Source organism: Nocardia sp. MH4, assembly GCF_019266065.1.
GTDB classification, from domain to species: domain Bacteria; phylum Actinomycetota; class Actinomycetes; order Mycobacteriales; family Mycobacteriaceae; genus Nocardia; species Nocardia canadensis.
Map to the genome: position 1 here is coordinate 1 of NZ_LPNR01000072.1, position 21,830 is coordinate 21,830.

At 69.5% G+C, this 21,830-nt stretch carries 24 protein-coding genes and 1 pseudogene; 12 read left to right on the forward strand and 13 right to left on the reverse strand.

Annotated features, from left to right (window positions below; translation table 11 throughout):
* The 3 genes and pseudogenes from ATM97_RS06780 to ATM97_RS06790 all read right to left on the reverse strand — a co-directional run.
* Positions 1 to 310: pseudogene (locus ATM97_RS06780) on the reverse strand (hypothetical protein); the annotation flags it as partial.
* Between the two features lie 95 nt (positions 311 to 405).
* The gene (locus tag ATM97_RS06785) at positions 406 to 1,866 is read right to left on the reverse strand and encodes a HAMP domain-containing sensor histidine kinase (RefSeq protein WP_218717090.1); all 1,461 of its coding nucleotides are present in this window, start codon (positions 1,864 to 1,866) and stop codon (positions 406 to 408) included.
* A 9-nt stretch (positions 1,867 to 1,875) separates the two neighbouring features.
* Complete coding sequence (locus ATM97_RS06790) at positions 1,876 to 2,562, reverse strand: response regulator transcription factor (RefSeq protein WP_189025881.1); 687 nt, start codon at positions 2,560 to 2,562, stop codon at positions 1,876 to 1,878.
* Positions 2,563 to 2,806: 244 nt separating this feature from the next.
* On the opposite strand from ATM97_RS06790, the gene ATM97_RS06795 reads away from it, so the two are divergent.
* The 6 genes from ATM97_RS06795 (at position 2,807) to ATM97_RS06820 (ending at position 8,462) form a co-directional block, all read left to right on the forward strand.
* Positions 2,807 to 5,584: an ATP-binding protein gene (locus ATM97_RS06795; RefSeq protein WP_218717091.1), complete on the forward strand. Its 2,778-nt coding sequence runs from the start codon at positions 2,807 to 2,809 to the stop codon at positions 5,582 to 5,584.
* A complete protein-coding gene (locus ATM97_RS06800; protein WP_019049250.1) occupies positions 5,581 to 5,985 on the forward strand; it encodes a roadblock/LC7 domain-containing protein in 405 nt (134 codons plus the stop codon). The genes ATM97_RS06795 and ATM97_RS06800 overlap by 4 nt, the downstream gene beginning before the upstream one ends.
* Positions 5,986 to 5,991: 6 nt before the next feature.
* Complete coding sequence (locus ATM97_RS06805; protein ID WP_218717092.1) at positions 5,992 to 6,363, forward strand: DUF742 domain-containing protein; 372 nt, start codon at positions 5,992 to 5,994, stop codon at positions 6,361 to 6,363.
* 4 nt (positions 6,364 to 6,367) lie between these two features.
* Entirely contained in the window at positions 6,368 to 6,967 is a 600-nt protein-coding gene (locus ATM97_RS06810) for an ATP/GTP-binding protein (RefSeq protein ID WP_218717093.1), read from the forward strand.
* A complete protein-coding gene (locus ATM97_RS06815; RefSeq protein WP_218717094.1) occupies positions 6,960 to 7,742 on the forward strand; it encodes a hypothetical protein in 783 nt (260 codons plus the stop codon). The genes ATM97_RS06810 and ATM97_RS06815 overlap by 8 nt, the downstream gene beginning before the upstream one ends.
* A 495-nt stretch (positions 7,743 to 8,237) precedes the next feature.
* Positions 8,238 to 8,462 (forward strand): hypothetical protein, encoded by a 225-nt coding sequence (locus tag ATM97_RS06820; RefSeq protein ID WP_218717095.1) that lies wholly within the window; start codon positions 8,238 to 8,240, stop codon positions 8,460 to 8,462.
* Between the two features lie 190 nt (positions 8,463 to 8,652).
* Here the strand turns inward: ATM97_RS06820 and rpmF are convergent, their stop codons facing one another.
* The 3 genes from rpmF to mrf are packed head-to-tail and all read right to left on the reverse strand — an operon-like array spanning position 8,653 to position 10,394.
* Complete coding sequence (gene rpmF, locus ATM97_RS06825; protein ID WP_218717096.1) at positions 8,653 to 8,826, reverse strand: 50S ribosomal protein L32; 174 nt, start codon at positions 8,824 to 8,826, stop codon at positions 8,653 to 8,655.
* Positions 8,827 to 8,829: 3 nt separating this feature from the next.
* Positions 8,830 to 9,096, reverse strand: coding sequence for a type B 50S ribosomal protein L31 (locus ATM97_RS06830; protein ID WP_218717097.1), 267 nt, complete (start codon positions 9,094 to 9,096; stop codon positions 8,830 to 8,832).
* Positions 9,093 to 10,394 carry a ribosome hibernation factor-recruiting GTPase MRF gene (gene mrf / locus ATM97_RS06835; protein ID WP_218717098.1) on the reverse strand — a complete coding sequence of 434 codons (1,302 nt, stop codon included), beginning with the start codon at positions 10,392 to 10,394 and terminating at the stop codon, positions 9,093 to 9,095. The genes ATM97_RS06830 and mrf overlap by 4 nt, the downstream gene beginning before the upstream one ends.
* 103 nt (positions 10,395 to 10,497) lie before the next feature.
* On the opposite strand from mrf, the gene rpmB reads away from it, so the two are divergent.
* From rpmB to rpsR, 4 genes are all read left to right on the forward strand, one after another.
* Positions 10,498 to 10,734, forward strand: coding sequence for a 50S ribosomal protein L28 (gene rpmB / locus ATM97_RS06840; RefSeq protein WP_019049258.1), 237 nt, complete (start codon positions 10,498 to 10,500; stop codon positions 10,732 to 10,734).
* Between the two features lie 8 nt (positions 10,735 to 10,742).
* Entirely contained in the window at positions 10,743 to 10,913 is a 171-nt protein-coding gene (gene rpmG, locus ATM97_RS06845; protein WP_068914580.1) for a 50S ribosomal protein L33, read from the forward strand.
* A 75-nt stretch (positions 10,914 to 10,988) separates the two neighbouring features.
* Positions 10,989 to 11,294 carry a 30S ribosomal protein S14 gene (gene rpsN, locus ATM97_RS06850; RefSeq protein WP_189025864.1) on the forward strand — a complete coding sequence of 102 codons (306 nt, stop codon included), beginning with the start codon at positions 10,989 to 10,991 and terminating at the stop codon, positions 11,292 to 11,294.
* A gap of 32 nt (positions 11,295 to 11,326) precedes the next feature.
* Positions 11,327 to 11,584 carry a 30S ribosomal protein S18 gene (rpsR, locus tag ATM97_RS06855; protein ID WP_189025862.1) on the forward strand — a complete coding sequence of 86 codons (258 nt, stop codon included), beginning with the start codon at positions 11,327 to 11,329 and terminating at the stop codon, positions 11,582 to 11,584.
* 82 nt (positions 11,585 to 11,666) lie between these two features.
* Here rpsR and ATM97_RS06860 read toward each other — a convergent pair whose 3' ends face one another.
* The gene (locus ATM97_RS06860; protein WP_218717099.1) at positions 11,667 to 12,236 is read right to left on the reverse strand and encodes a LysM peptidoglycan-binding domain-containing protein; all 570 of its coding nucleotides are present in this window, start codon (positions 12,234 to 12,236) and stop codon (positions 11,667 to 11,669) included.
* Positions 12,237 to 12,449: 213 nt separating this feature from the next.
* Between ATM97_RS06860 and ATM97_RS06865 the strand changes: the two genes are divergently transcribed.
* A complete protein-coding gene (locus tag ATM97_RS06865; protein ID WP_218717100.1) occupies positions 12,450 to 12,893 on the forward strand; it encodes a hypothetical protein in 444 nt (147 codons plus the stop codon).
* Between the two features lie 59 nt (positions 12,894 to 12,952).
* On the opposite strand, the gene purH is transcribed toward ATM97_RS06865, so the two are convergent.
* From purH to sucC, 6 genes are all read right to left on the reverse strand, one after another.
* Entirely contained in the window at positions 12,953 to 14,518 is a 1,566-nt protein-coding gene (gene purH, locus ATM97_RS06870) for a bifunctional phosphoribosylaminoimidazolecarboxamide formyltransferase/IMP cyclohydrolase (protein WP_218717101.1), read from the reverse strand.
* Complete coding sequence (purN, locus tag ATM97_RS06875) at positions 14,515 to 15,171, reverse strand: phosphoribosylglycinamide formyltransferase (RefSeq protein ID WP_218717119.1); 657 nt, start codon at positions 15,169 to 15,171, stop codon at positions 14,515 to 14,517. The genes purH and purN overlap by 4 nt, the downstream gene beginning before the upstream one ends.
* A 56-nt stretch (positions 15,172 to 15,227) precedes the next feature.
* Positions 15,228 to 16,754 (reverse strand): DUF6350 family protein, encoded by a 1,527-nt coding sequence (locus tag ATM97_RS06880; protein WP_218717102.1) that lies wholly within the window; start codon positions 16,752 to 16,754, stop codon positions 15,228 to 15,230.
* 111 nt (positions 16,755 to 16,865) lie between these two features.
* Entirely contained in the window at positions 16,866 to 17,930 is a 1,065-nt protein-coding gene (locus ATM97_RS06885; protein ID WP_218717103.1) for a DUF5336 domain-containing protein, read from the reverse strand.
* A 197-nt stretch (positions 17,931 to 18,127) separates the two neighbouring features.
* Positions 18,128 to 19,045, reverse strand: coding sequence for a succinate--CoA ligase subunit alpha (gene sucD, locus ATM97_RS06890; RefSeq protein WP_101465684.1), 918 nt, complete (start codon positions 19,043 to 19,045; stop codon positions 18,128 to 18,130).
* Positions 19,046 to 19,056: 11 nt separating this feature from the next.
* Positions 19,057 to 20,223, reverse strand: a complete 1,167-nt coding sequence (gene sucC / locus ATM97_RS06895; RefSeq protein ID WP_218717104.1) for an ADP-forming succinate--CoA ligase subunit beta — start codon at positions 20,221 to 20,223, stop codon at positions 19,057 to 19,059.
* A gap of 520 nt (positions 20,224 to 20,743) precedes the next feature.
* On the opposite strand from sucC, the gene ATM97_RS06900 reads away from it, so the two are divergent.
* Positions 20,744 to 21,787 (forward strand): M23 family metallopeptidase, encoded by a 1,044-nt coding sequence (locus ATM97_RS06900; protein WP_218717105.1) that lies wholly within the window; start codon positions 20,744 to 20,746, stop codon positions 21,785 to 21,787.
* Positions 21,788 to 21,830: the final 43 nt, after the last annotated feature.

Below are 21,830 nucleotides of genomic sequence, written 5' to 3' on the forward strand. Positions count from 1 at the left end.
CGCCGTACGGCTGCTCGGCGCTGTGGGAGGGCGCGGCGCCGTACGGCTGCTCGGGAGCGTGGGGCGGCACCGGGCCGTAGGGATGGCCGCCGCCGGACTGTGCCTGGCCGGAGGCCGGTGCCGGGCCGGCGTGCTGGGCGGGGCCGGGGTACGGCGCCTGCTGCCCCGGATACGGTGCGCCGGCCGCGGGCCCCTGGTCCGCAGGCGCCGGGCCCTGGCCCGGGAACCTCGCCTCGGCGGGATGATCCGCGCTGCCCGGTCCGGGGTCGGCGGGCTGGTCAGCAGGTCGCTGCTGGGGATCGTCGGTCATGGTGTCTGTCTCCTCACGCTTGCTGTCCAGCTTCGTGACGGGTACTGAGAGGCGGCTGAGATCGCCCCGTCAGTTCGCCGAGACTCCGCGGCCGATCACACCGAGCCGGGCTCGGCTTCGTCCGGGATCGCGGGGGCCTCACCGGGCAACACGATCCGGACCAGGGCGCCGCCGCGGTCGGAGGTGTCGATCGCGATCGTGCCACCGTGCTTGGTGACCACCTGCTTGACGATCGCCAGGCCCAGCCCGGATCCCGGCATCGAGCGCGAGGCCGTGGTCCGGTAGAAGCGCTCGAACACCAGCTCGCGTTCGCCGCTGGGGATGCCGGGACCGGCGTCGGCGACGGCCAGTTCGAGCAGCCCGGGTCCGGCCGGGCGCATGGTGATCCTGACCTCGGCGTCGCCGGGACTCCACTTGGCCGCGTTGTCGAGCACGTTGAGCACGGCGCGTTCCAGGCCCGCCTCGTGCCCGTAGACGAACCACGGGCGCAGTTCGGCGGTGAAGGTGATGCCGGTGCGCCTGCGCCGCGCACGCTCGAGCGCGCGCTCGGCCACCTCGCCGAGATCCACCCGCTCGTAGACGGTTTCGGGCGCGTCCTCGCGGGCCAGGTCGACCAGGTCGCCGACCAGCGTCGAGAGCTCCTCGATCTGGGCGACCACGTCCGCGCGCAGCTCGGCCATGTCCTCGTCGGGCAGCCGGGGCGCGCCCGGCCTGCCCGAGGCGATGAGCAGCTCCATATTGGTGCGCAGCGAGGTGAGCGGAGTGCGCAATTCGTGGCCGGCGTCGGCGACGAGCCTGCGCTGACGATCCCGGGATTCGGCCAGCGCCCGCAGCATCGTGTTGAAACTCTCGGTGAGCCTGGCCAGTTCGTCGTCACCGGTGACCGGGATCGGGGTGAGGTCGTCGGTGCGGGCGACCCGCTCGGTCGCGGCGGTCAGCCGGGCGATCGGGCGCAGGCCGGTGCGGCCCACCGCGGTGCCCGCCGCGGCGGCGAGCACGACGCCGCAGGCGCCGACGACGAACAGCAGCCACGCCAGCCGGTCGAGCACCTCCCGGGTGCGGTAGAGCTTCTGGGAGATGATCAGCGTCGCGCCGCTGTGCGTGCGCGCGGCGAGTACGCGCTGGTCACCGACGGTGCGCAGCGACGAGTTGATCTTGCCGTCGGCGACCGCGAGCTCCTGCGCGCCGACCGGCGGGATCGTCTGCTGCGGCGGCATGTACGGCTTGTGGTCGGCGTAGATCAGCGCGACGCCGACGTCATTGGAGAACAACCCGGCCAGCACGATCGACTGGAAGCCCAGCGTCTCGAAGTTGTTGTTGATCATCGTGGCCGCGCGGGCCTCGAGCTGGGCGTCGACGTCGGCGTAGAGCGCGCGCGCCACCATCGCGTAGGCCGCGATGGAGGTGACCGCGACGGCGATCAGCACCACCGAGGCGGCCAGCAGCGTCACCCGCCAGCGCAGCGACACCGAGCGGGTGAGCGGCATGGGTGGGCGCATCTCCCCCGCGTCCGGCGGGAGTCGCAGGACGGCGACAGCGGGTTCCTTGGGTGCCATGGCGGCCGCCTACGGAGGGGTCTCGCGCAGCACGTACCCGACGCCGCGCACCGTGTGGATCAAGCGTTCCTCGCCGTCGGCCTCGGTCTTGCGCCGCAAATAGCCGATGTAGACCTCCAGCGCATTTCCCGAGGTGGGAAAGTCGTAGCCCCAGACCTCTTCGAGGATGCGGCCGCGGGTGAGCACGCGACGGGGATTGGCCATCAACATCTCGAGCAAGGAGAACTCGGTGCGGGTGAGGCTGATGGCGCGTTCGCCGCGCGAGACCTCTCTGGTCACCGGATCCAGCGACAGATCAGCGAACACCATCGCTTCCGATGCCTCGCCCGGGTCGGGTGCGCGCCTGCGCAGCAACGCGCGTAAACGCGCCAGCAATTCCTCCAACGCGAAAGGCTTCGGCAAATAATCGTCGGCGCCCGCGTCGAGGCCCGCCACCCGTTCGGAGACCGAATCGCGGGCGGTCAATACCAGAATCGGCAGATCGTCGCCGGTGCTGCGCAGCCGGCGGCACACTTCGAGCCCGTCCAGTCTGGGCATCATCACATCGAGAACCAGGGCATCGGGCCTGGCCGCGGTGACTTTCTCCAACGCGTCCATGCCGTCCACCGCCAGGTCGACGGTGTAGCCGTTGAAGCTCAGCGACCGACGCAGTGATTCCCGCACGGCGCGATCGTCGTCGACTACCAGAATGCGCATGTGCTCAGTTTGCCGTGATCGACTGAGAACGTACTGAGAGGGGCACACCCCCGCGTGGCGGTCGCGATGTGCCAGCGCATATTCGGCGAATTGCAGACCGTGTGGTCCGGATTGCCGTTGACCACCCAGCCGGGTATCTTTCCTGCGGTAAAAGAAGACCTCCAGTTGGTTCTGCGCTCGCATCGCTCCGCGACCTCCCCGCGCGGGCCGGGGTCTCACGTGGAAGCAGAGGCAACGCACGCGGATGGAACCTGCATCGCGCTCCTGGCAATTCAGCCTGTCGAACTGGTCGGTTACGCGCAAGGTCGGTGTGGTGCTGGTGCTGCCGGTGATGCTGGCGACCACGTTCGCCGTGCTCCGGATCAACAACGAGCTGCAAATGATGACGCAGCTCAGTGCCGCCACCGAACAAGCCACCGTCATCCGCCCCGTCGTCAAATTCGCCACCGCCACCGAACAACTCGCGGTCGCGGCGACGGCCAACTGGGGTGCGATCGCCGACCCACAGACCGACGCGGCGCTCACCACCTACGACCAGGCGCTGGCCGAGGTACAGAGCGCCATGCGCTCGGCCCGGCTCTCGCCGACCATCCAGACCGAGCTCACCGCGGCCACCGCGACCGGCGCCACCCTGCGCAACACCGTGCGCGGCGGCTCCCCGGCGATGGTGGGTGAGCAGTCCGACGAGATCGCCGAGCGAATCGCCAACGCGCTCGCCCAGACCCCCAACGTCGAGGACTTCGTCGTCCAGCGCTACTTCCTGCAGCTGACCGCGCTGCACCAGGCGCGCCGGATCCTCACCCACCAGCGCCTGCTGGTCGTCTCCCCCGACGCGGGCCGCAGCCAGAGCGCCCGGGCGCGGATGCTGGTCGAGCTCGGCTCCGAGATGACCACGATCATGACCTACGCCATGATCATGCCGGAGAAGGCGGGCAGCAGGGCCGCGATGATGGACGCCGTCCAGACCAGGATGAGCGTGCTCAGCCAGAACAGCGGCGACCCGACCAGCAACGCCGCGGTCCTCAACACCCTGCAGGTCAGCGCCGACACCTACGCGTCGAGCCTGGCCACCCTGCTCGACAACATCGATCACACACTCGAGACGAACACCGCCAACGCCCAGACCGGCGCGCTGCGCGAGACCACCCTGGTGCTCGGCATGCTGCTGGCCGGCCTGGCGCTGGCCCTCGCGGTGGCCCGCACGCTGGTCGTCCCGGTGCGCAGGCTGCGGCGGGACGCGCTCGAGGTCGCGCACGTGAAGCTGCCCGACGAGCTCGCGGTCGTCCGCAGCGGTGGCGCGACCCCGGAGATCGCGCCGGTGGGCGTGCATTCCACCGACGAGATCGGCCAGCTCGCCCGCGCCGTCGACGAGATCCACGAGCAGGCGCTGAATCTGGCCGCCGATCAGGCCCGGCTGCGGCTGCAGATCGGCAACATGTTCGAGACGCTGTCGCGGCGCAGCCAGTCGCTGGTCGAGCAGCAGCTCGCGCTCATCGAGGAACTCGAGCACGACGAGGACAACCCCTCGCGCCTGCAGACGCTGTTCCGGCTCGACCATCTCGCCACCCGCATGCGCCGCAACGGCGACAACCTGCTCGTGCTCGCCGGTACCGTGCTGCGCCGCGGTCACCTGCCGCCGGTGCCGCTGTCGGACATGCTCTGGAGCGCGGTCTCCCAGGTGGAGGACTACCAGCGGGTCGAGATCGGCAACGTGCCCGACGGTGTCGTCGCCGGTGAGTCCGCGGTCGACATCGAGCATCTGCTCGCCGAGCTCATCGACAACGCGCTGCGCTACTCCCCGCCGAGTACGTCGGTGGCGGTCATCGTCGGCCGCGCGGTCGACGGCGGCTACCTGATCGAGATCACCGACCGTGGTCTCGGCATGTCCGCCGACGACCTGCAGACGACCAACGACCGGCTCGCCTCCGGTGGTGAGGTCACCATCGAGACCGCCCGCCGGATGGGTCTTTTCGTCGTCGGCAGGCTCGCCAAGCGGCACACCATCACCGTCAGCCTGCGGCGCACCTCCACCCAGGCGCCGCAGCCGGGCATCACCGCGAGCGTGCACCTGCCCAGCGCGCTGGTCTCGCCGCCGCCCGCGGTGTCGGGTCCGCCGACCGGCCCCAACCCGATCGTGTCGACCGGCTCGCACGCCCTGGCACCCTCGGCCATCGGCCCGCACGCGCTGACCCCCGCCGACATCACCGGCCCCAACCCGATCCTGTCGCCGACCGGCCCGCAGCCGCTCGTGGTGCCGGTGCCGGCCGGCCCGAATCCGCTGGTGCCGACCGGCCCGAATCCGCTCGTGCCGACCGGCTTCGGTCCCGGCGGGGACGCCGAGCCGCCGTCGGTGCCGCTGACCGGTGCCGGACTGCCGCAGCGTCGTCCGCTCAACGGCCAGCCGCCCGAACCCGTCGAGCCCGAGCCCCAGGAGCCGACCGGGCTGTGGGCCGAGCACGAGCACGACACCGACGACCTGCCGGTCCCGGCGCCCGCCCCGGCGAGCGACTCGGCGACCAGGGCGATCGGACTACCGCAACGTGTTCCCGCCTCCGCGCTCAGCGAACTCACCGAGACGCGGCAGGTGCCCCGTCTGCCCGAGCCGGAACGAACGCCCGAGCCCGCGCCCGAGGCGGACCCGATGCCGACCACGAGTACCCGGCTGCAGCCGGTGCCCGGTGAGGCGCCGACCCCCATCTATCAGCGGATGGTCTCGGAATGGCTCGTCGAACCCGCTTCCGCCACTGCCGAATCCGGCGGCAACGGCGCATCATGGAGTTCCCCCGGAGACGCGGGCTGGTCGGCAGCGGCCAGCGCGGGCAATCCACCGACATCGTCGCGCACCGTCGGTGGCCTGCCGATCCGTAAACCGGGCGCTCAGTTGGTCCCCGGCGGTCTCGCCCCCGCCGAGGAGGCGGGTGCTCGCGATCCCGAGGAGATCCGCAACAACTTGACCAGACATCTCAGCGGCGTCCGCAGTGGCCGTGCCGAGATCCAGTACAACGACGGAGGCCTCGAATGAGCAACGCGCACCCCACGGACGAGAATCTGAATTGGCTGGTCGCCCGCTTCACCCGGGATGTGCCCGGCGTCTCGCACGCGGTGCTGGTGTCGGCGGACGGCCTGCTGCAGGCGACCAGCCCGCACCTGCCGTCGGATCGGGCCGAGCAGCTGGCCGCCGTGACGGCGGGGTTGGCCAGTCTATCGATGGGTGCGGCGCATCTGTTCGACGGCGGCAAGGTGATGCAATCGATCGTCGAGATGCAGCGCGGGTACCTGCTGGTGATGAGTGTCGGAAACGGCTCGCACCTGGCGGTTCTGGCCAACAAGAGCCACGACATCGGCCGCATCGGCTACGAGATGGCGTTGCTCGTCGACCGGGTGGGCTCGGCGGTCACCGCCACCGCCCGCTCCGCCGGCTGAGGTGAGATGTCGAGCCCGTACGGATCAGAAAACCGGCCGACGACCCGGGTCAGGCCCTACGCTCTGACCTCAGGCCGGACCGAGCCCGCGATCTCGCTGCCGCTGGAGGCAGTGGTGGAAACGGTCTCCTACACCGCACATATGGAATGGCCCGCAGGGGATCTGCGCACCGAAATCATGCGACTGGGCACACATCGGCTCTCGGTCGCGGAAATAGCTGCATACCTCGGACGCCCACTGGGTATGGTCCGGGTGATGATCGGCGATCTCGTAGTCGGCGGGATTCTTCGAGTGCATTCGACGCTGACCGAGCAGGCGAGCTATGACGAACGCCGATCACTGATGGAGAGGACTTTGCGTGGACTCCGTGGCCTCTGAGGGCATGCGCCCCCCGAACCCCGATCAGCGGGTCGCGTCGACCAAGATCGTCGTGGCCGGTGGATTCGGGGCGGGTAAGACGACTTTCGTCGGTGCGGTATCGGAGATCGTTCCGCTGCGCACCGAGGCGATGGTGACCCACTTCTCCGACGGGATCGACGATCTCGCCGAGACGCCGGAGAAGGAGACGACCACCGTCGCCATGGACTTCGGCCGCATCGTGCTGCCGGGCAACCTGGTGCTGTACCTGTTCGGCACCCCGGGCCAGAAGCGGTTCTGGTTCATGTGGGACGACCTGATCCGCGGCGCCATCGGCGCTGTGGTGCTGATCGACACCCGCAGGCTGGAGGACAGTTTCGCCGCGGTCGACTTCTTCGAGGCGCGCGGCCTGCCGTTCCTGATCGCGGTGAACCGCTTCCCGAATGCCCCGCGCTTCCCGATCGCCGAACTGCGCGAAGCGCTCTCGGTGCGCGAGGGCATCCCGATCGTCGACATCGACGCGCGCAACGCGGTCGAGGTCAGGCAGGCGCTGGCCGCGGTCACCGAGTACGCCATCGCGCAGCTCGAACCGCAGCAGTTCGAGGAGGCCGGCCGGCGTGGTTGAGGTGCTCGCCGCGACCGGTGCGGAAACGTTCGGCCGCGGCACCGGCATCGCCTGGCTCGCGTTCGATCTGTCGATCCTGGGCGCGCTGGTGGCGTTCGCCTGTGTGCGGCACGCGAAGTACTCCCTGCGGTTCCGCCTGCTCTGGCTGACGATGGCGGCGGTCTCGCTCGGCGGAGTCGGACTGTGGCTGGCCAATTCGGTGGCGCTGCTCGGCATCACGGTGCACGACACCACGTTGCGGTACAACGCCGCGCTCGGCGCGGCGGCGGCGGCCACCGCGGTCGTCGGCGTGCTGGCCGGTCTGCTGATCGCGGGCCGGACCCCGCAGTTGCCGCGGCTGATCGTCGGCGGGCTGACGATGGGCCTCAGCGTCGGCCTGTCGACCTATCTGACCCTGGACGCGCTCACGGTGCAGGGCACCGTGGACGAGTCGCTGGGCCTGATCGGCGTCGCCGTGCTGGCGTCGATGGCGCTGTGCATCGCGACCCTGTGGGCCTTCCAGGTCGTGCGGCTGGTCCTGGTGCGGGTCGCGGCCTCGACACTGTTCGCGCTCGGGGTCGCCGCGGTGTACTACACCGCGGTCGCCGCACTGGAGTTCACGATCGATCCGGGCAGCCGGACGCCGGGCGGCCTCACGCCGTTCGACCTGGTGTTCCCGATGTTCGTGCTCGGCGCGCTCGGTCTGACGGTGCCCATCACCGCGGTGCTGATCGCGCCGGATCGGCGAGACGCGGCCGAACGTCAGCGCGAGGCGCGCACCGTCACCGCACGGTGACCAGCTAACGTCCGGTTTGTCGGAAAATTTGTGGACCAGCGCCCCGCTCGCGAAATCCCTCGCAGCGAGCCACATCCGGCCCGAAAACCGCCCCTGAAGTGGCGATGAGCGGGTTCTCCTTAACCGGAGAACCCGCCCTCCCGCACGAGAGTACATACCCGCCAAGGACTCCGCATCAGTCGCTGGGGAATTTTCCTGTGCCACAAAACAAACCAAGAGTCGGTTATGTGCCCGCCAGCAATCGCCGGGCAAGCCGTTAGCCCTGCTCACGCCAAGTGGCATGCGTCACATCGTTAACCGAGCGATTGCCCCGAACCCGCCCATAGGGCGCTGAACAGGCATAACGACCTCGCGGAAAGCCCCCTGGACAGCACCGGTCGAAGAACCGGTCGCGGACGGCGCGTTCGGCCCCCACCAGCGCCTTCAGCGGGTTATCGTCGGCCAGGGCGCATTCGTCTCGCCCAGCACATCCAAGGTTCGTTCGAAGGAGTTCGCATGGCCGTCAACGTGGTGCTCGACAAAGTTCTCGACAAGGCATACGAGAACAAGACGCTGAAGGAAATCCTCGCCGCGCCGCCGTCGGCCCTGGCCGGCCTGACCGAGGCGCACGACAAGCAGCTGCTCGAGGCCCTGAAGATCAAGACCATCGCCGATCTCGGCAGCAACAAGTTCTTCCAGCTCGCCGCGGCCCTGGCCGAACTGGCCGAGCGCGAGGGCTGAGTTAAAGGCGGCTGGCGCCGCGGGTTCGCGGCCCCCTTGTGCCTCGCGTCCGAGGGGCGATACTTCGGCTTCGCCGGGACGTCTCGCCCCTCGGACGCGAGGCGGGCCGCGAACACAGTTGTCACGACCGACCTCGCCCCTCGGACGCGAGACCGGCCGCGAACGTGATCCTCACGGCCGACCGCCAGGATCAGAGTTTCGTCGGGTCTATCACGCCTTTTCGGACGGCGCCGACGATACGGCGCGGCACCTTGTATTCCACACCGCCGACGGTCACGGGAACCAGCTGCGGAACTTCCGCTTTCCACTGCGAACGCCTGCTGCGGGTATTGGACCGCGACATCCTGCGCTTCGGTACGGCCACGGCTCAGCCCTCCTTGCCCGCGCGCGAGCGCTTTCCGTACTTGCGCTCGAATTTCTCCACCCGGCCCTGGGTGTCGAGGTTGCGATGGGTGCCGGTCCAGAACGGATGCGAATCCGAGGTGACGTCGACCATCAGCAGCGGATAGGTGTTTCCGTCGGTCCACTCGACGGTGCGATCGCTGGTCGAGGTCGACCGGGTCAGGAACCGCTTGCCGGTGCTCGAATCCTCGAAGACCACCGGGTGGTAGTCGGGGTGGATACCCGCTTTCATGACGTTTCTCCTCTCTCGGTGCGCTCGCCCGCCGTGGCCGCGGCCTCGGACGGATCGGCGCAGGGGTCTTCGTGCCAGTCGCCGAAGGGGTCCTCCCACAACGCGACTCGTTCCGGCGCCCGGTCGACCAGCAGCAGCTCGTCGTCCTCGACCAGCGCCCAGTGCAGCGCGTGCCGGATCTCGGCCGGGTCGGCGTCGTGGGCCAGGATCACCAGCGACACATCGCGATCGCCGAACCGCTCGTCCCAGCGCAGCGCGGCCATCGCCCGGCGGTCGGGGTCGGCCGCGGCCTGTTCCTCGGCGTCCATCGCCGCGAGCCAGCGACCGGCGCCGCCCACGCGCAGACCACCACCCGCCGATTCCAGCCACACCACCTGGTCGGGCTGGGTGGCCAGCCAGACCCGGCCGCGCGCGGTGACCACGCCGTCGAACAGCACGTCCAGCGCGTCGTGCAGGCGGCCCGGATGGAACGGCCTGCGCGCGGCGAACTCGATGAGCGAGACGCCGCAGTCGGTGGTCAGCGGCGGCTGACCGCGCAGCAGCGGCGCGTGAGCGTCGAAGATCCGGCCACGGCGCGCGTCGGCCGGGATTCGGGTCAGCAGCGCGCCGATCTCGACCGCGTCGAAGGCCGGGAGTTCGTCGAGCCAGGCGACCGGCGCGGCGGGCGCCAGCCTGCCGAGGACGGCGCCGAGCCGTTCGCGCTCGAGCGCGTCGACCTCGGTGGCCAGCACCACCAGCGCGTCGGCGAAGTCGACCTGACCGACGGCCACCTGCGCGACGGTGCGCTCGTCGTCGGCCGCGGCGAGCCCGCGGTCGGCCAGCACCTCGTCGCCGGTGGCGTCGGCGAGCCACTGCTGTCCGTCCAGGCAGGTCAGGGTGGCCTCGATCCGCACGTTGCGGCTCGCGGGACCGTCGACCCGGTCCGCCACTCCGGTCACCTCGACCGTGTCGATCGCGTGGCACAGCGCCTCGGCCTCGATGGCCGGGTCGAGCGCGAGCACGATGCGACGCACGTGCGCGCGGGCGGCGAGCGTGCACAGCATCGGCAGCAGATCGGCGCGCAGCGTGCACGAGACGCAGCCGTGCGCGAGTTCCAGCACGGTGGTCGTGACGGTGCCCGCGGTGCGCACCGTGCGCCGCACGACGCCTTCGCGCAGCTCGGCGAGGTCGTGGTGCACCACCACGGTGCCCGCGTCCGCGCTCAGTGTCGCCGCGATGTGCTCGACGCCGGTCATGGCAGGTCCGGAGAAGCCGGCCAACAGCACGACGGGCGTTCTCCGGTCGGACTGGTCCAGCACCCGATACCCCTTTCGATAACGATTTTCATTTACGTTACCCCAACGGTACAGTGCGGAATAACTGTTGTCGAAAATGGTTGTCATCTCCATGGAGGGAGGTCGCATGTCGGCCCACTGCCAGGTCACCGGACGCAAGCCCGGCTTCGGAAAAGCCGTCTCGCATTCACACCGGCGCACCAACCGGCGCTGGAACCCCAACATCCAGCGCAAGACCTACTACCTGCCCAGCGAGGGCCGCCGCATCACGCTGACGGTCTCCGCCAAGGGCATCAAGACCATCGACCGGGACGGGATCGAGGCCGTGGTGGCCCGCATCCGTGCCCGGGGCGACAAGATCTAGGAGCACCCATGGCCTCGAAGTCGACCGATATCCGACCCATCGTCAAACTCAAGTCCACCGCGGGTACCGGCTTCACCTACGTCACCCGCAAGAACCGCCGCAACGACCCCGACCGGCTGGTCCTGCGCAAATACGACCCCGTCGTGCGCAAGCACGTCGACTTCCGCGAGGAGCGCTGACGCTCCCCTGAGCTCAGGGGCCGGAAGCGGCAGCGCAGCGTAACCAGGTAGGCCCAGGGAAGGGAGCCGATAGATATGGCGAAGAAGTCCAAGATCGCCCGCAACGAGCAGCGCCGCGCGATCGTCGAGCGCTACGCCGCCCGGCGCGCCGAGCTCAAGGAGCTCATCCGCAAGCCGGGAACCGGCGACGCCGAGCGCGCCGCCGCGCAGGCCGAACTGCGCAACCAGCCCCGCGATGCCAGTCCGGTACGATTGCGCAATCGGGATGCAGCCGATGGCCGGCCACGCGGCCATCTCCGGAAGTTCGGCCTCTCCCGTGTTCGTGTGCGCGAGATGGCCCACCGGGGCGAGCTCCCTGGGGTCCACAAATCGAGCTGGTAGACACCCACTGATCTCGTGAGAAGGAACATCGCATGGCAGTGAAGCGAGCACCGTCCAAGAAGGCACGCGCCGAGCAGGGCCGTAAGCCGAAGAAGAACCCGTTGATCGCCGCGGGCATCGAAGTCGTCGACTACAAAGACGTCAACCTGCTGCGCACCTTCATCTCCGATCGCGGCAAGATCCGCAGCCGCCGCGTGACCGGCCTGACCCCGCAGCAGCAGCGTCAGGTCGCCGTCGCGGTGAAGAACGCACGCGAGATGGCGCTGCTGCCCTTCACCACCACCAAGTAGCCCCACGCGCGAGAGTGGCCCCGAAGCTGTTGCCTCGGGGCCACTGTCGTTGTGCGGGGCGAAGAACGCCGCGACTAGATCATCACGGGATGGTGAGGACCTGGCCCGCGTTGATCAGATCCGGGTTGTCGATGCCGGAGGCGGCAGCGATCTCCTGGTAGCGGTTGCCGTCACCGTAGAAGCGCTCGGAGATGGCCCACAGGGTGTCGCCCGGCTCGACCGTGTAGGTCTGCGCGGCCGGCGGCGGCGGGACCTCCTCGGCGATCGGGGCGGCGGCGACCGGCTCCGGCTCGGGAGCCGGGGCGGGCAGCGGGTTGTCGGTGTTGGTGGCGGTGGCCCACGCGACCGAGTCGTCGGTGCCGTAGAGCACGACGTTGCGGTCGGGCTGCACGACCAGACGCTCGACGTTCTTGCCACTGGTGTCGGTGGCCCAGACGCGCGAGCCGTCACCCTTGTAGATGACGAAATCGCCGTCGTGCTGCAGGGCCGCGCGCTGCACGTCCTGCCCATGAGTTTGTGCGGCCCACACGACGTTGCCGTCGGGCTCGGTCAGCACGAGGTTGCCGTCCGGCTGCAGGGCCAGGGTGTACGCACCGCCGGTCAGGGACTGTCCCAGTCCCAGTTCTTCGCCTACGCGCAGCGTGTCGCCCACGTTCGTCCTTTCGAAGATCCAGTTGCAGAGCATCCAACAGAAGATGCTCGCCGTATGCCACGGCGTCGCATCGCAAGCGAATGTAGTCCCCACCGAGCCGAAATGGGTGAGTTACGCGCAGGGTTCGCGGAAAGTTCACTGTGAGGAGTACCGCATCTAGAATGCCGCACCGACCCGCTCGAGCCCGCGCGCCACGCCGACTAGGCTCGCGGCATGCGAACGACCTCGCGTTTCACCGCCGCCACGGCCGCCCTGGCCGTGCTGCTGAGCCCGCTCACCGCCTGCTCGGACTCCGATGACGCTGCGCCCCAATCTCATTCGACGACCACGAGCGTCCGGCCGGAGGACGGCAACGCGAGCCTCGGCCATCGCTTCACCCCCGACCCCACCATCGTCAACCCCCACCCGCTGCCCTTCACCTCGTGGACGCGCCTGAGCGACAACACGATCGGCGTCAACTTCCAGACCGGCAACCCCGAGTGCTACGGCGTCGACGTCACCGTCACCGAGTCGGCCACCGCCGTGACGGTCGCCCTGCGCGCGGGCACCCGCGCCGACGCGGTCGGCAAGATGTGCACCATGAACGCCGTCTTCGGCACCGTGGAGATCGTCCTGGCCGCGCCGCTGGGCAGCCGCCAGGTGGTCGACGCCGGATAGCGAAAACGGGTGCCGCACCGAGGGATTCGGTACGGCACCCGTTCGGGTCCGGCGGTGACTCAGTGCGCGAAGTGGCGCGCTCCGGTCAGGTACAGGGTCACACCGGCTTCCTTGCAGAGCTCGACGGTGTCCTTGTCGCGGATCGAACCACCCGGGTGCACGATCGCGCGCACGCCCGCGGCCACCAGGATCTGCGGGCCGTCGGAGAACGGGAAGAACGCGTCGGAGGCGGCGACCGAACCCTTGGCCCGCTCACCGGCCCGCTCGACGGCCAGTTTGCACGAGTCGACCCGGTTGACCTGCCCCATGCCGACACCGACGGCGGCACCGTCGTCGGCCAGCAGGATCGCGTTCGACTTCACGGCCCGGCAAGCGCGCCAAGCGAATTCGAGGTCGGCCAGGGTGGTGGCGTCGGCCGGGTCGCCCGCAGCCAGGGTCCAGTTGGCCGGGTCGTCGCCCGCGGCGTCGAGAATGTCGCGGTCCTGCAGCAGCGCGCCGCCGCTGATCGGACGCAGCTCCACGCCCTTGCGCCGCGGCGGCTCGGCCACCAGCACGCGCACGTTCTTCTTGCGCTGCAGCACCTCGACCGCGCCGGGCGCGTAACCGGGGGCCACGATCACCTCGGTGAAGATCTCGGCGACCTGCTCGGCCATCTCCACGCTGACCTCGCGGTTGGCCGCGATCACGCCGCCGTAGGCGCTGACCGGGTCGGTGGCGTGGGCCTTGCGGTGCGCCTCGGCGATGTCGGCGCCCACGGCGATGCCGCACGGGTTGGCGTGCTTGATCACCGCGACGGCGGGCTCGTCGAAGTCGTAGGCGGCGCGCCAGGCGGCGTCACCGTCGGTGTAGTTGTTGTACGACATCTCCTTGCCGTGCAGCTGCTCGGCCTGGGCGATGCCGACCGTGCCGTCGTTGCTGGTGTACAGCGCGGCGGCCTGGTGCGGGTTCTCGCCGTAGCGCAGCACCGCGGCGCGCTCCCACGAGCCGGCGACCCAGCCCGGGAACTGCTCGGTCTCGGGCTGCACGGCGGGCACGGCGACCGAGCCCATCCAGCTCGCGACGGCCACGTCGTAGCTCGCGGTGTGCTGGAAGGCCTTGGCGGCCAGTCCGGTCCGCTCGGCGAGGGTGAAGCCGCCCGACTTCACGGCGGCGAGCACGTCGTCGTAGTCGTTGACGTCGACGACCACGCCGACCGACGGGTGGTTCTTGGCGGCGGCACGCACCATCGACGGCCCGCCGATGTCGATCTGCTCGACGCACTCGTCGATGCTCGCGCCGCTGGCCACGGTCTGGGTGAACGGGTAGAGGTTCACCACCACCAGCTGGAAGGCCTCCACGCCCAGCTCGGCGAGCTGGTCGACGTGCTCCGCGCGGCGGGTGTCGGCCAGGATGCCCGCGTGCACCCGGGGGTGCAGCGTCTTGACCCGGCCGTCGAGGGTCTCCGGGAAACCGGTCAGGTCCTCGACCTTGGTGACCGGAATGCCCGCCTCGGCGATCTTGCCCGCGGTCGAACCGGTCGACACCAGCTCCACGCCCGCGGCGTGCAGTCCGGTGGCCAGCTCGATGAGCCCGGTCTTGTCGTAGACGCTCACCAGCGCCCTGCGGATCGCCTTACGTTCACTCACCGGCGTGCTCGCTCATCTGGAATTTCTGCCTTTCGTCCGTCGGAGACAATGCCTCGGGTCGCGACAGCGGCGATGACCTCCGCCAGCAACCGTCGCTCGACAACCTTGATGCGCTCGTGCAGGGCGGCCTCGTCGTCGCCGGGCAGCACGTCGACCGCCTCCTGCGCGAGGATCGGGCCGGTGTCGACGCCACCGTCGACCAGGTGCACCGTGCAGCCGGTGACCTTGGCGCCGTAGGCGAGCGCGTCACGCACCCCGTGCGCGCCGGGGAACGACGGCAGCAGCGCGGGGTGGGTGTTGATGAACCGGCCGCCGAAACGTTCGAGGAACGCGGGACCGACGATCTTCATGAAGCCGGCGGAGACGACCAGGTCGGGCTGGAAGGCGTCGACGGCGTCGGTCAGCGCGCGATCCCAGGCGGCCCGGTCGTCGAAATCCCGCACCGCGACCCGGAAGTGCTCGATCCCCGCGGTCTCGGCGTGTTCGGTGGCCTGGCACACCCGGTCGACGCCGACCGCAACGATCTCGGCGGGATAGCCGGGCTCGCGCGCGGCGGCCAGCAGCGCGTTGAGCAGCGAGCCGGTGCCCGAGGCGAGGACGACGACGGTGGCCGGTGTCCCTGCGGGCTTCCACTGGGCAAACGAGGACGTCAGCGCTCTACTCCTGCGTGTGTCGGGTGGCGGCGATCGGCGATACCGCCGGGTCGAGCTTAACGACCGGTGCTCTTGTCACCTTCCGGCAGGTCCGACTCGACGACCTCCGCGTCGACGATGTCGTCGGTCGGCGCGGCCGTCGAGCCGGGCGCGGCGATGCTCACCTCGACGTCGTCGTCGAAGTCGGTGACCAGTTCGGCGTCGACCTCGACGGCGGAATCGTCGTCGTCGTAGTCGTCCTCGTGGTCGTCGTCGTCCTCGTCGTCGTAGTAGTAGTCGTCCTCGTCGTCGTAATCGTCGTCGTAGTCGTCGTGCTCGTCGAAGTCGTCGTGGTCGTCGTCGTAGTCGTGGACCGGGGCGGCGGGGGCGAGGAAGCGGCGGGCGAAGAACATGCCGACGAAACCGCCGAAGCCGAACCAGGTGACCATCAGCACGACCAGCATCAGCAGGTCGAGCCCGACCCGGCCGACGGCGCCGAGCTGTCCGCCGCCCAGGATCGCGAGCATCAGGAAGGTCAGCGTGGACAGCGCGGCGGAGGTGAGCGTCGCCCAGGGCGCGCCCGGCCGGTCGTCGCTGGTGCGGCCGAGCTCGATGCCGCCCAGCACACCCACCGCGATCGGCACCAGCAGCAGCACCGGCCACCAGCCCGCCGACGGCCCCTCCGGCAGCGGGATCAGCGCGGGCAGCACGGGCACCCGCCCGGCGGTGACGTCGAACAGCCCGACCGACCCGGCACCGAACTGGACCGCGGCCCCGCACAGCATCCCGGCCGCGGCGATCACCACATTCGGCAGGTAGAGCAGCGACAACAGCGTCATGCCGAGCACGTCGGTGACGTTGTGCGCCTGGTCGTACGCGCCGTCGAGCCGGTCCAGATGCAGGAAGAACGACACCGCGGTGGCCAGTGCGGCGCAGCCGAGCATGCGCAGCACGGTGCGCCGCGCGGCGCGGGCGCCGAGCACGGCCCACTCCGGGATCTCCACCGGCAGCAGCGCGTACACCGACGGCCACGCGCGACTCACGATGCCGCCGGCGGCCGCGCCGAGGTAGAGCACGAGGACCCAGCCGAACGCGGTCACCGGCCCCGGCGGTTCGAGCGGGGTGACTCCCGCGGCGTCCCCGGTGACGGCCAGACAGACCGCGGTCATCAGCAGCGGGCCCGCGAGCACGGCGCCGGTGAGCCAGCCGAGTTCGATCGGGGTGGGGCGGCGGGGAACCGCACGCGCGCATTCGCGGGCGGCTACCCAGACCAGGACCGCGGTCGGGACGAGCGGCAACACGCCCAGCGTCGTCCGGCCGACGGTCAGCGGAACCTGATGGGCGGCCAGCCAGGTCGCCGCGACCGCGCCGGGCGCGCTGGTCAGATCGGTGCCGGTGGTCACCATGACCACCAGGACGAGCAGGACCGTCGCCGCCAGCCCGCAGATCGTCGGCCGGGCGGCGACCAGCAGCAGGGTGCGCGCCCGCTCGGGCGACAGCGACCACCAGGGCGGCTCGTGACCGTGCCCGGACGGCGGTGCGGTGGCCTCCCCGTCACCGCGTGACCCGGAGGTCCGGCGCACGAGGGCGTTACGGGAGCTCATGACAATTCAGCGTGGCAGCTTCCCCGGCGGGCGCGGGTCAGGCGCGCCGCGAGCCCACAGGCGCACCTGTGGGCTCGCGACCGAACCTGTGCCACGCGCGGCGGCCGTCGGTTACTTGTTGTCCTCGTTCGGGCGGAACGCCGTGGTCGCGTCGGCCGCCGGATCGGCGGTCTGCTCACCGCCGAACGGCTGACCCTGCTGCGGCGCGGCCGCGCCGGGCTGCTGCCCGCCACCGTAGGTCGGCGCGCCGAAGGGCTGACCCTGGCCGGGCTGCTGCCCGCCGAAGTGCTGGGTCGCGCTCTCGTCCGGACGCGGCTGCGCCTGCGGCGCGGCACCGTAGGGCGACTGCTGCTGCGGCGCACCGTACTGCTGGCCGTACGGCGACTGCTGCGGCTGCCCGTAGGACGGCTGCTGGGCCTGCTGACCCGGCTGACCATAGGACGGCTGCGGCACCGACGGCTGGCTCTGCTGGCCGTACGGCGACTGGGTCGGGTACTGGCCGCCGGTCTGGCCCTGGCCGTAACCGGCCTGACCGTAGGGCTGCTGGCCGGTGCCCTGGCCGTAGCCCTGCTGGCCGTAGCCCTGCTGCTGGCCGTACTGGCCGTACTGACCCGGCTGCTGCTGCGGCTGGGCGGGCTTGGGCGCGGGCGGCTTGATGATGCCCAGTTCGAACAGCACGGCGACGATCGCGGCGGCCGCGGTGAGCAGCGCGAACACGATCACGATGTAGGCACCGAACTCCAGCTCGGCGCCCTCGGGCACCGAGAAGGTCAGCGCGAGCACGCCGAACAGGCCCGCGACCGCGGCCGCGGCCGCGGCGCCGAGCAGCTTCTGCTTGGGCAGCAGCGACACACCGGCCAGCAGACCGGCCAGCAGCACGATGGACAGCGTGGCCGAGCCGCCGAAGTAGGCGAAGAAGCTGTCGGTCTCGTCGCTGCTCACGGTGGTGCCGCCGATGGTCACCGGCTTGGCGCCGACGAACGGCAGGAAGCCGAGCAGGAAGGTCAGCACACCGAGGCCGGCGGTCGCGGCGGTCAGAATGAACGGCAGCCCTTTGCCTTCCGAACCGTCCGCGGTCGATGGCGCAGCCGCGGCGGCTCCGGTGCTCGGGCCCTGGCTGGGCGCGGCGGGTGTCGCGGGTGCGTTGTACCCGGAGCCCCCGGTCGGGTATGACATGTCGTCGTCTCCTTGTCGAGTCGTGCGCATCGGTCGCGTCGAACTGACTGGTGCTGATCCGGTTACTGACGCTACTGCACGTCCCGTCCCCGGTCACCACCTACCGATCGGGCTGTGGACAACCACGGCCCTGTGGAGAATCGACGAAGGCCGCCTCCGTCAAACCTGGAGGCGGCCTTCGTCGGTGTTGCGAGGGATCAGGCGGAGGCGATCGACGCCTTCTCCAAGATCTCGCGCGCGAGGGCGGCGGTCGCGGACGGCGTCTTGCCGACCTTGACGCCCGCGGCCTCGAGCGCTTCCTGCTTGGCCTGCGCGGTACCGCCGCCGCTGGAGACGATGGCGCCGGCGTGGCCCATGGTCTTGCCCTCGGGCGCGGTGAAGCCGGCGACGTAGCCGACGACCGGCTTGGTCACGTTGGCCTTGATGTAGGCCGCGGCGCGCTCTTCGGCGTCGCCACCGATCTCGCCGATCATGACGATGATCTTGGTCTCGGGGTCCTTCTCGAACGCCTCGATGGCGTCGATGTGGGTGGTGCCGATGACCGGGTCGCCGCCGATGCCGATCGCGGTGGAGAAACCGAAATCACGCAGCTCGTACATCATCTGGTAGGTCAGGGTGCCCGACTTCGACACCAGGCCGATCGGGCCCTTGCCGGTGATGTTGTTCGGGGTGATGCCGACCAGCGCCTCGCCGGGGGTGATGATGCCGGGGCAGTTCGGGCCGATGATGCGGGTCTTCTCGCCCTTCTCCACGTTGTAGGCCCACGCGTAGGCGGAGTCCTGCACCGGGATGCCCTCGGTGATGACCACGAGCAGCGGGATCTCCGCGTCGATGGCCTCGATGATGGCGTCCTTGGAGAAGGCGGGCGGCACGAACGCGATGGAGGTGTCGGCGCCGGTCTTCTCGATCGCCTCGGCGACGGAGGCGAACACGGGCAGCTCGATCTCGTTGCCGTCTTTGTCGGTGTGCTTGACGGTGGTGCCGGCCTTGCGCGCGTTCACGCCGCCGACGACATTGGTGCCCGCCTTCAGCATCAGCGCGGTGTGCTTGGTGCCCTCGCCGCCGGTGATGCCCTGGACGATGACCTTGTTGTCCTTGTTCAGGAAGATGGACATGTTCGTGTTCCTTACTTGGCTGCGGCCAGTTCGGCAGCCTTGTCGGCGCCTTCGTCCATGGTCTGGGCCAGCGTCACCAGCGGGTGGTTGGCCTCGGCGAGGATCTTGCGGCCCTCGTCGACGTTGTTGCCGTCGAGACGGACGACCAGCGGCTTGGTGGCCGCGTCGCCGAGGATCTCCAGCGCCTTCACGATGCCGTTGGCGACCGCGTCGCACGCGGTGATGCCACCGAAGACGTTGACGAACACGCTCTTGACCTGCGAGTCGCCCAGGATGACGTCCAGGCCGGCGGCCATCACGGAAGCCGAAGCGCCACCGCCGATGTCGAGGAAGTTGGCCGGCTTCACGCCGCCGTGGTTCTCGCCGGCGTAGGCGACGACGTCCAGGGTCGACATGACCAGGCCTGCGCCGTTGCCGATGATGCCGACCTCGCCGTCGAGCTTGACGTAGTTGAGGTCGTTCTCCTTGGCCTTGAGCTCGAGCGGGTCGGTCGCGTCGACGTCGGCGAACTCGAGGTGGCCGGGCTGACGGAACTCGGCGTTCTCGTCCAGGGTGACCTTGCCGTCCAGGGCGAGGATCTCGTCGCCGGGAGTACGCACCAGCGGGTTGACCTCGACCAGGGTGGTGTCTTCCTTGGTGAAGACCTCCCACAGCTTCTGGATGGTCACGGCCGCGGCGTCGAGCACCTCGGCGGGCAGGTGGCCCTTCTCGGCGATCTCACGGGCGAAGGCCAGGTCGACACCCTTGACGGCGTCCACCGGGATCTTGGCCAGGCGCTCGGGGGTCTTCTCGGCGACCTCTTCGATCTCCATGCCGCCCTCGACCGAACACATGGCCAGGTAGGTGCGGTTGGAACGATCGAGCAGGAAGGAGATGTAGTACTCCTCCGCGATGTCCTTGGCCTCGGCGACAAGGAGCTTCTTGACGATGTGGCCCTTGATGTCCAGGCCGAGAATGTTCTGCGCGTGCGTGAACGCGTCCTCCGGGGTGGCGGCGTACTTGACGCCACCCGCCTTACCACGGCCGCCCACCTTGACCTGCGCCTTGACCATCACCGGCTTGCCGATTTCCTCGGCAATCGCGCGAGCTTCTTCGGCCGTGTCGCAAACACGACCCTCGGACGAAGGCACTCCGTGCTTAACGAAGAGCTCCTTCGCCTGATATTCGAAGAGATCCATGTACTCACCGTCTCGTCTGCGTTGCTATGACAACGTCTTTGTTGGCGGCCCGACGTCGGTAGCGGGTCGGGTCGGACTCTAACCAGTCACATGGAGGGCCAAACGGCCACATTCATCCTAAGTGGCGCAGGTCACGACGTGTTACGGGAGGTCGGCAAAACCGCTGGCCAAGGCTACTGGCGAGTAGTTTTTCGGGTTTTTCCGGCACCGTGGCAGGTCGGGACACGTAAAGCCGCGACCCCTCACGATCTACTACGTTATGTCGTCGACGAACCTCACCCGAGACGCCGGAAAACAGTGAGATATCCCGCCGCGTTACGGTGACGAATCTCACACACTACGCTAGGTTTTCGACCAGCGCTTGCCACTCTGCAATCGCTTCGTTACCGTCAATGCGGTCGAAGTCACAACCAGGTCACGACAACCAGGTCACGACTGGCAAGTCAGGACTGAGGAGGACGACAAGCTTGAGGCACGTCAGCACTCGCTTGGAACAGCCGTCGGCGATTCGGCGCAGCCGATGAACCACCGCTCCACCTTCACAGTCGAAAATCGCACCAACTCCGGTCATCGTTACCGGTACACCGACGAGTACACCTCGCATCCGCAGGGCCGTCGCGCGCCCGCCGCTGCGCCCGAAACCGCCTGGCCACAGCAGAACACCTGGCAGGACCAGAACGCCTGGAACGCCGACAGCGCGTGGACGCCCGCCGAGGACGAGTGGACCGCGGACGAGTCCGACACCTATGACTCCGGCGCCTACGCCGCCTCGTGGGAACCCACCCGCGCCGCCGAGACCGCGGAGCCCGCACCACGCCGCGCCGAACGTCGTGGTGGCGCGCACCGCGTGCCCGCTCCCCCCGCCGCGCTGAAGGGCCGCGCAGCGGTCATCGCCGTCGCCGCCGGTGCTGTCGTCGCCGCCGGGCAGGCCGCGATGGCCGATCCGGGCCAGCCCGCGCACGGCGTCGACTACGAGGCCGCGGGCCAGATCCACGAGATCGCCGCCCAGTCGATGAGCACCGCCGACATCGACGAGAACAGCACCGGCGCTTCGGTACTCGAAGCCTCCGCCATCGCCGACAAGAGCCACTTCGACGACATCCTCGCCAAGGGCCAGAAGTTCGCCGAAGACCTCGCCGCGCAGGAATCGGCCAAGCTGCGTCCGCTGTTCGCGAAGTTCACCTCGGGCAACTACACCTCCGGTTTCGGCGCCCGCTGGGGTGTGCAGCACCTCGGCATCGACGTCGCCGGTCCGATCGGCACCCCGATCTACTCGGTCGCCGACGGCACCGTCATCGAAGCGGGTCCGGCCTCCGGCTTCGGCATGTGGGTGCGCGTTCTGCACGACGACGGCACCGTCACCATCTACGGCCACATCGACACCGCGACCGTCTCCCAGGGCCAGCGCGTCCTCGCCGGCGACCAGATCGCCACCATGGGCAATCGCGGCTTCTCCACCGGCCCGCACTGCCATTTCGAGGTGTGGCTCAACGGCACCGACAAGATCGACCCGGTTCCGTGGCTGGCCACCCGCGGCATCAGCCTGGGCGCCCAGCGCGACTGAGGTGAGGTGACCAGCGGCACCCTTCCCAGTGCCGCTGCACCCG

What these genes read in the sequence shown, in the direction of transcription:
- ATM97_RS06785 (WP_218717090.1), bottom strand. Translation starts at nt 1,866, where the DNA reads ATGGCACCCAAGGAACCCGCTGTCGCCGTCCTGCGACTCCCGCCGGAC.
- ATM97_RS06790 (WP_189025881.1), bottom strand. Translation starts at nt 2,562, where the DNA reads ATGCGCATTCTGGTAGTCGACGACGATCGCGCCGTGCGGGAATCACTG.
- ATM97_RS06795 (WP_218717091.1), top strand. Translation starts at nt 2,807, where the DNA reads ATGGAACCTGCATCGCGCTCCTGGCAATTCAGCCTGTCGAACTGGTCG.
- ATM97_RS06800 (WP_019049250.1), top strand. Translation starts at nt 5,581, where the DNA reads ATGAGCAACGCGCACCCCACGGACGAGAATCTGAATTGGCTGGTCGCC.
- ATM97_RS06805 (WP_218717092.1), top strand. Translation starts at nt 5,992, where the DNA reads ATGTCGAGCCCGTACGGATCAGAAAACCGGCCGACGACCCGGGTCAGG.
- ATM97_RS06810 (WP_218717093.1), top strand. Translation starts at nt 6,368, where the DNA reads ATGCGCCCCCCGAACCCCGATCAGCGGGTCGCGTCGACCAAGATCGTC.
- ATM97_RS06820 (WP_218717095.1), top strand. Translation starts at nt 8,238, where the DNA reads ATGGCCGTCAACGTGGTGCTCGACAAAGTTCTCGACAAGGCATACGAG.
- ATM97_RS06830 (WP_218717097.1), bottom strand. Translation starts at nt 9,096, where the DNA reads ATGAAAGCGGGTATCCACCCCGACTACCACCCGGTGGTCTTCGAGGAT.
- rpmB (WP_019049258.1), top strand. Translation starts at nt 10,498, where the DNA reads ATGTCGGCCCACTGCCAGGTCACCGGACGCAAGCCCGGCTTCGGAAAA.
- rpmG (WP_068914580.1), top strand. Translation starts at nt 10,743, where the DNA reads ATGGCCTCGAAGTCGACCGATATCCGACCCATCGTCAAACTCAAGTCC.
- rpsN (WP_189025864.1), top strand. Translation starts at nt 10,989, where the DNA reads ATGGCGAAGAAGTCCAAGATCGCCCGCAACGAGCAGCGCCGCGCGATC.
- rpsR (WP_189025862.1), top strand. Translation starts at nt 11,327, where the DNA reads ATGGCAGTGAAGCGAGCACCGTCCAAGAAGGCACGCGCCGAGCAGGGC.
- ATM97_RS06865 (WP_218717100.1), top strand. Translation starts at nt 12,450, where the DNA reads ATGCGAACGACCTCGCGTTTCACCGCCGCCACGGCCGCCCTGGCCGTG.
- ATM97_RS06880 (WP_218717102.1), bottom strand. Translation starts at nt 16,754, where the DNA reads ATGAGCTCCCGTAACGCCCTCGTGCGCCGGACCTCCGGGTCACGCGGT.
- ATM97_RS06885 (WP_218717103.1), bottom strand. Translation starts at nt 17,930, where the DNA reads ATGTCATACCCGACCGGGGGCTCCGGGTACAACGCACCCGCGACACCC.
- sucD (WP_101465684.1), bottom strand. Translation starts at nt 19,045, where the DNA reads ATGTCCATCTTCCTGAACAAGGACAACAAGGTCATCGTCCAGGGCATC.
- sucC (WP_218717104.1), bottom strand. Translation starts at nt 20,223, where the DNA reads ATGGATCTCTTCGAATATCAGGCGAAGGAGCTCTTCGTTAAGCACGGA.
- ATM97_RS06900 (WP_218717105.1), top strand. Translation starts at nt 20,744, where the DNA reads ATGAACCACCGCTCCACCTTCACAGTCGAAAATCGCACCAACTCCGGT.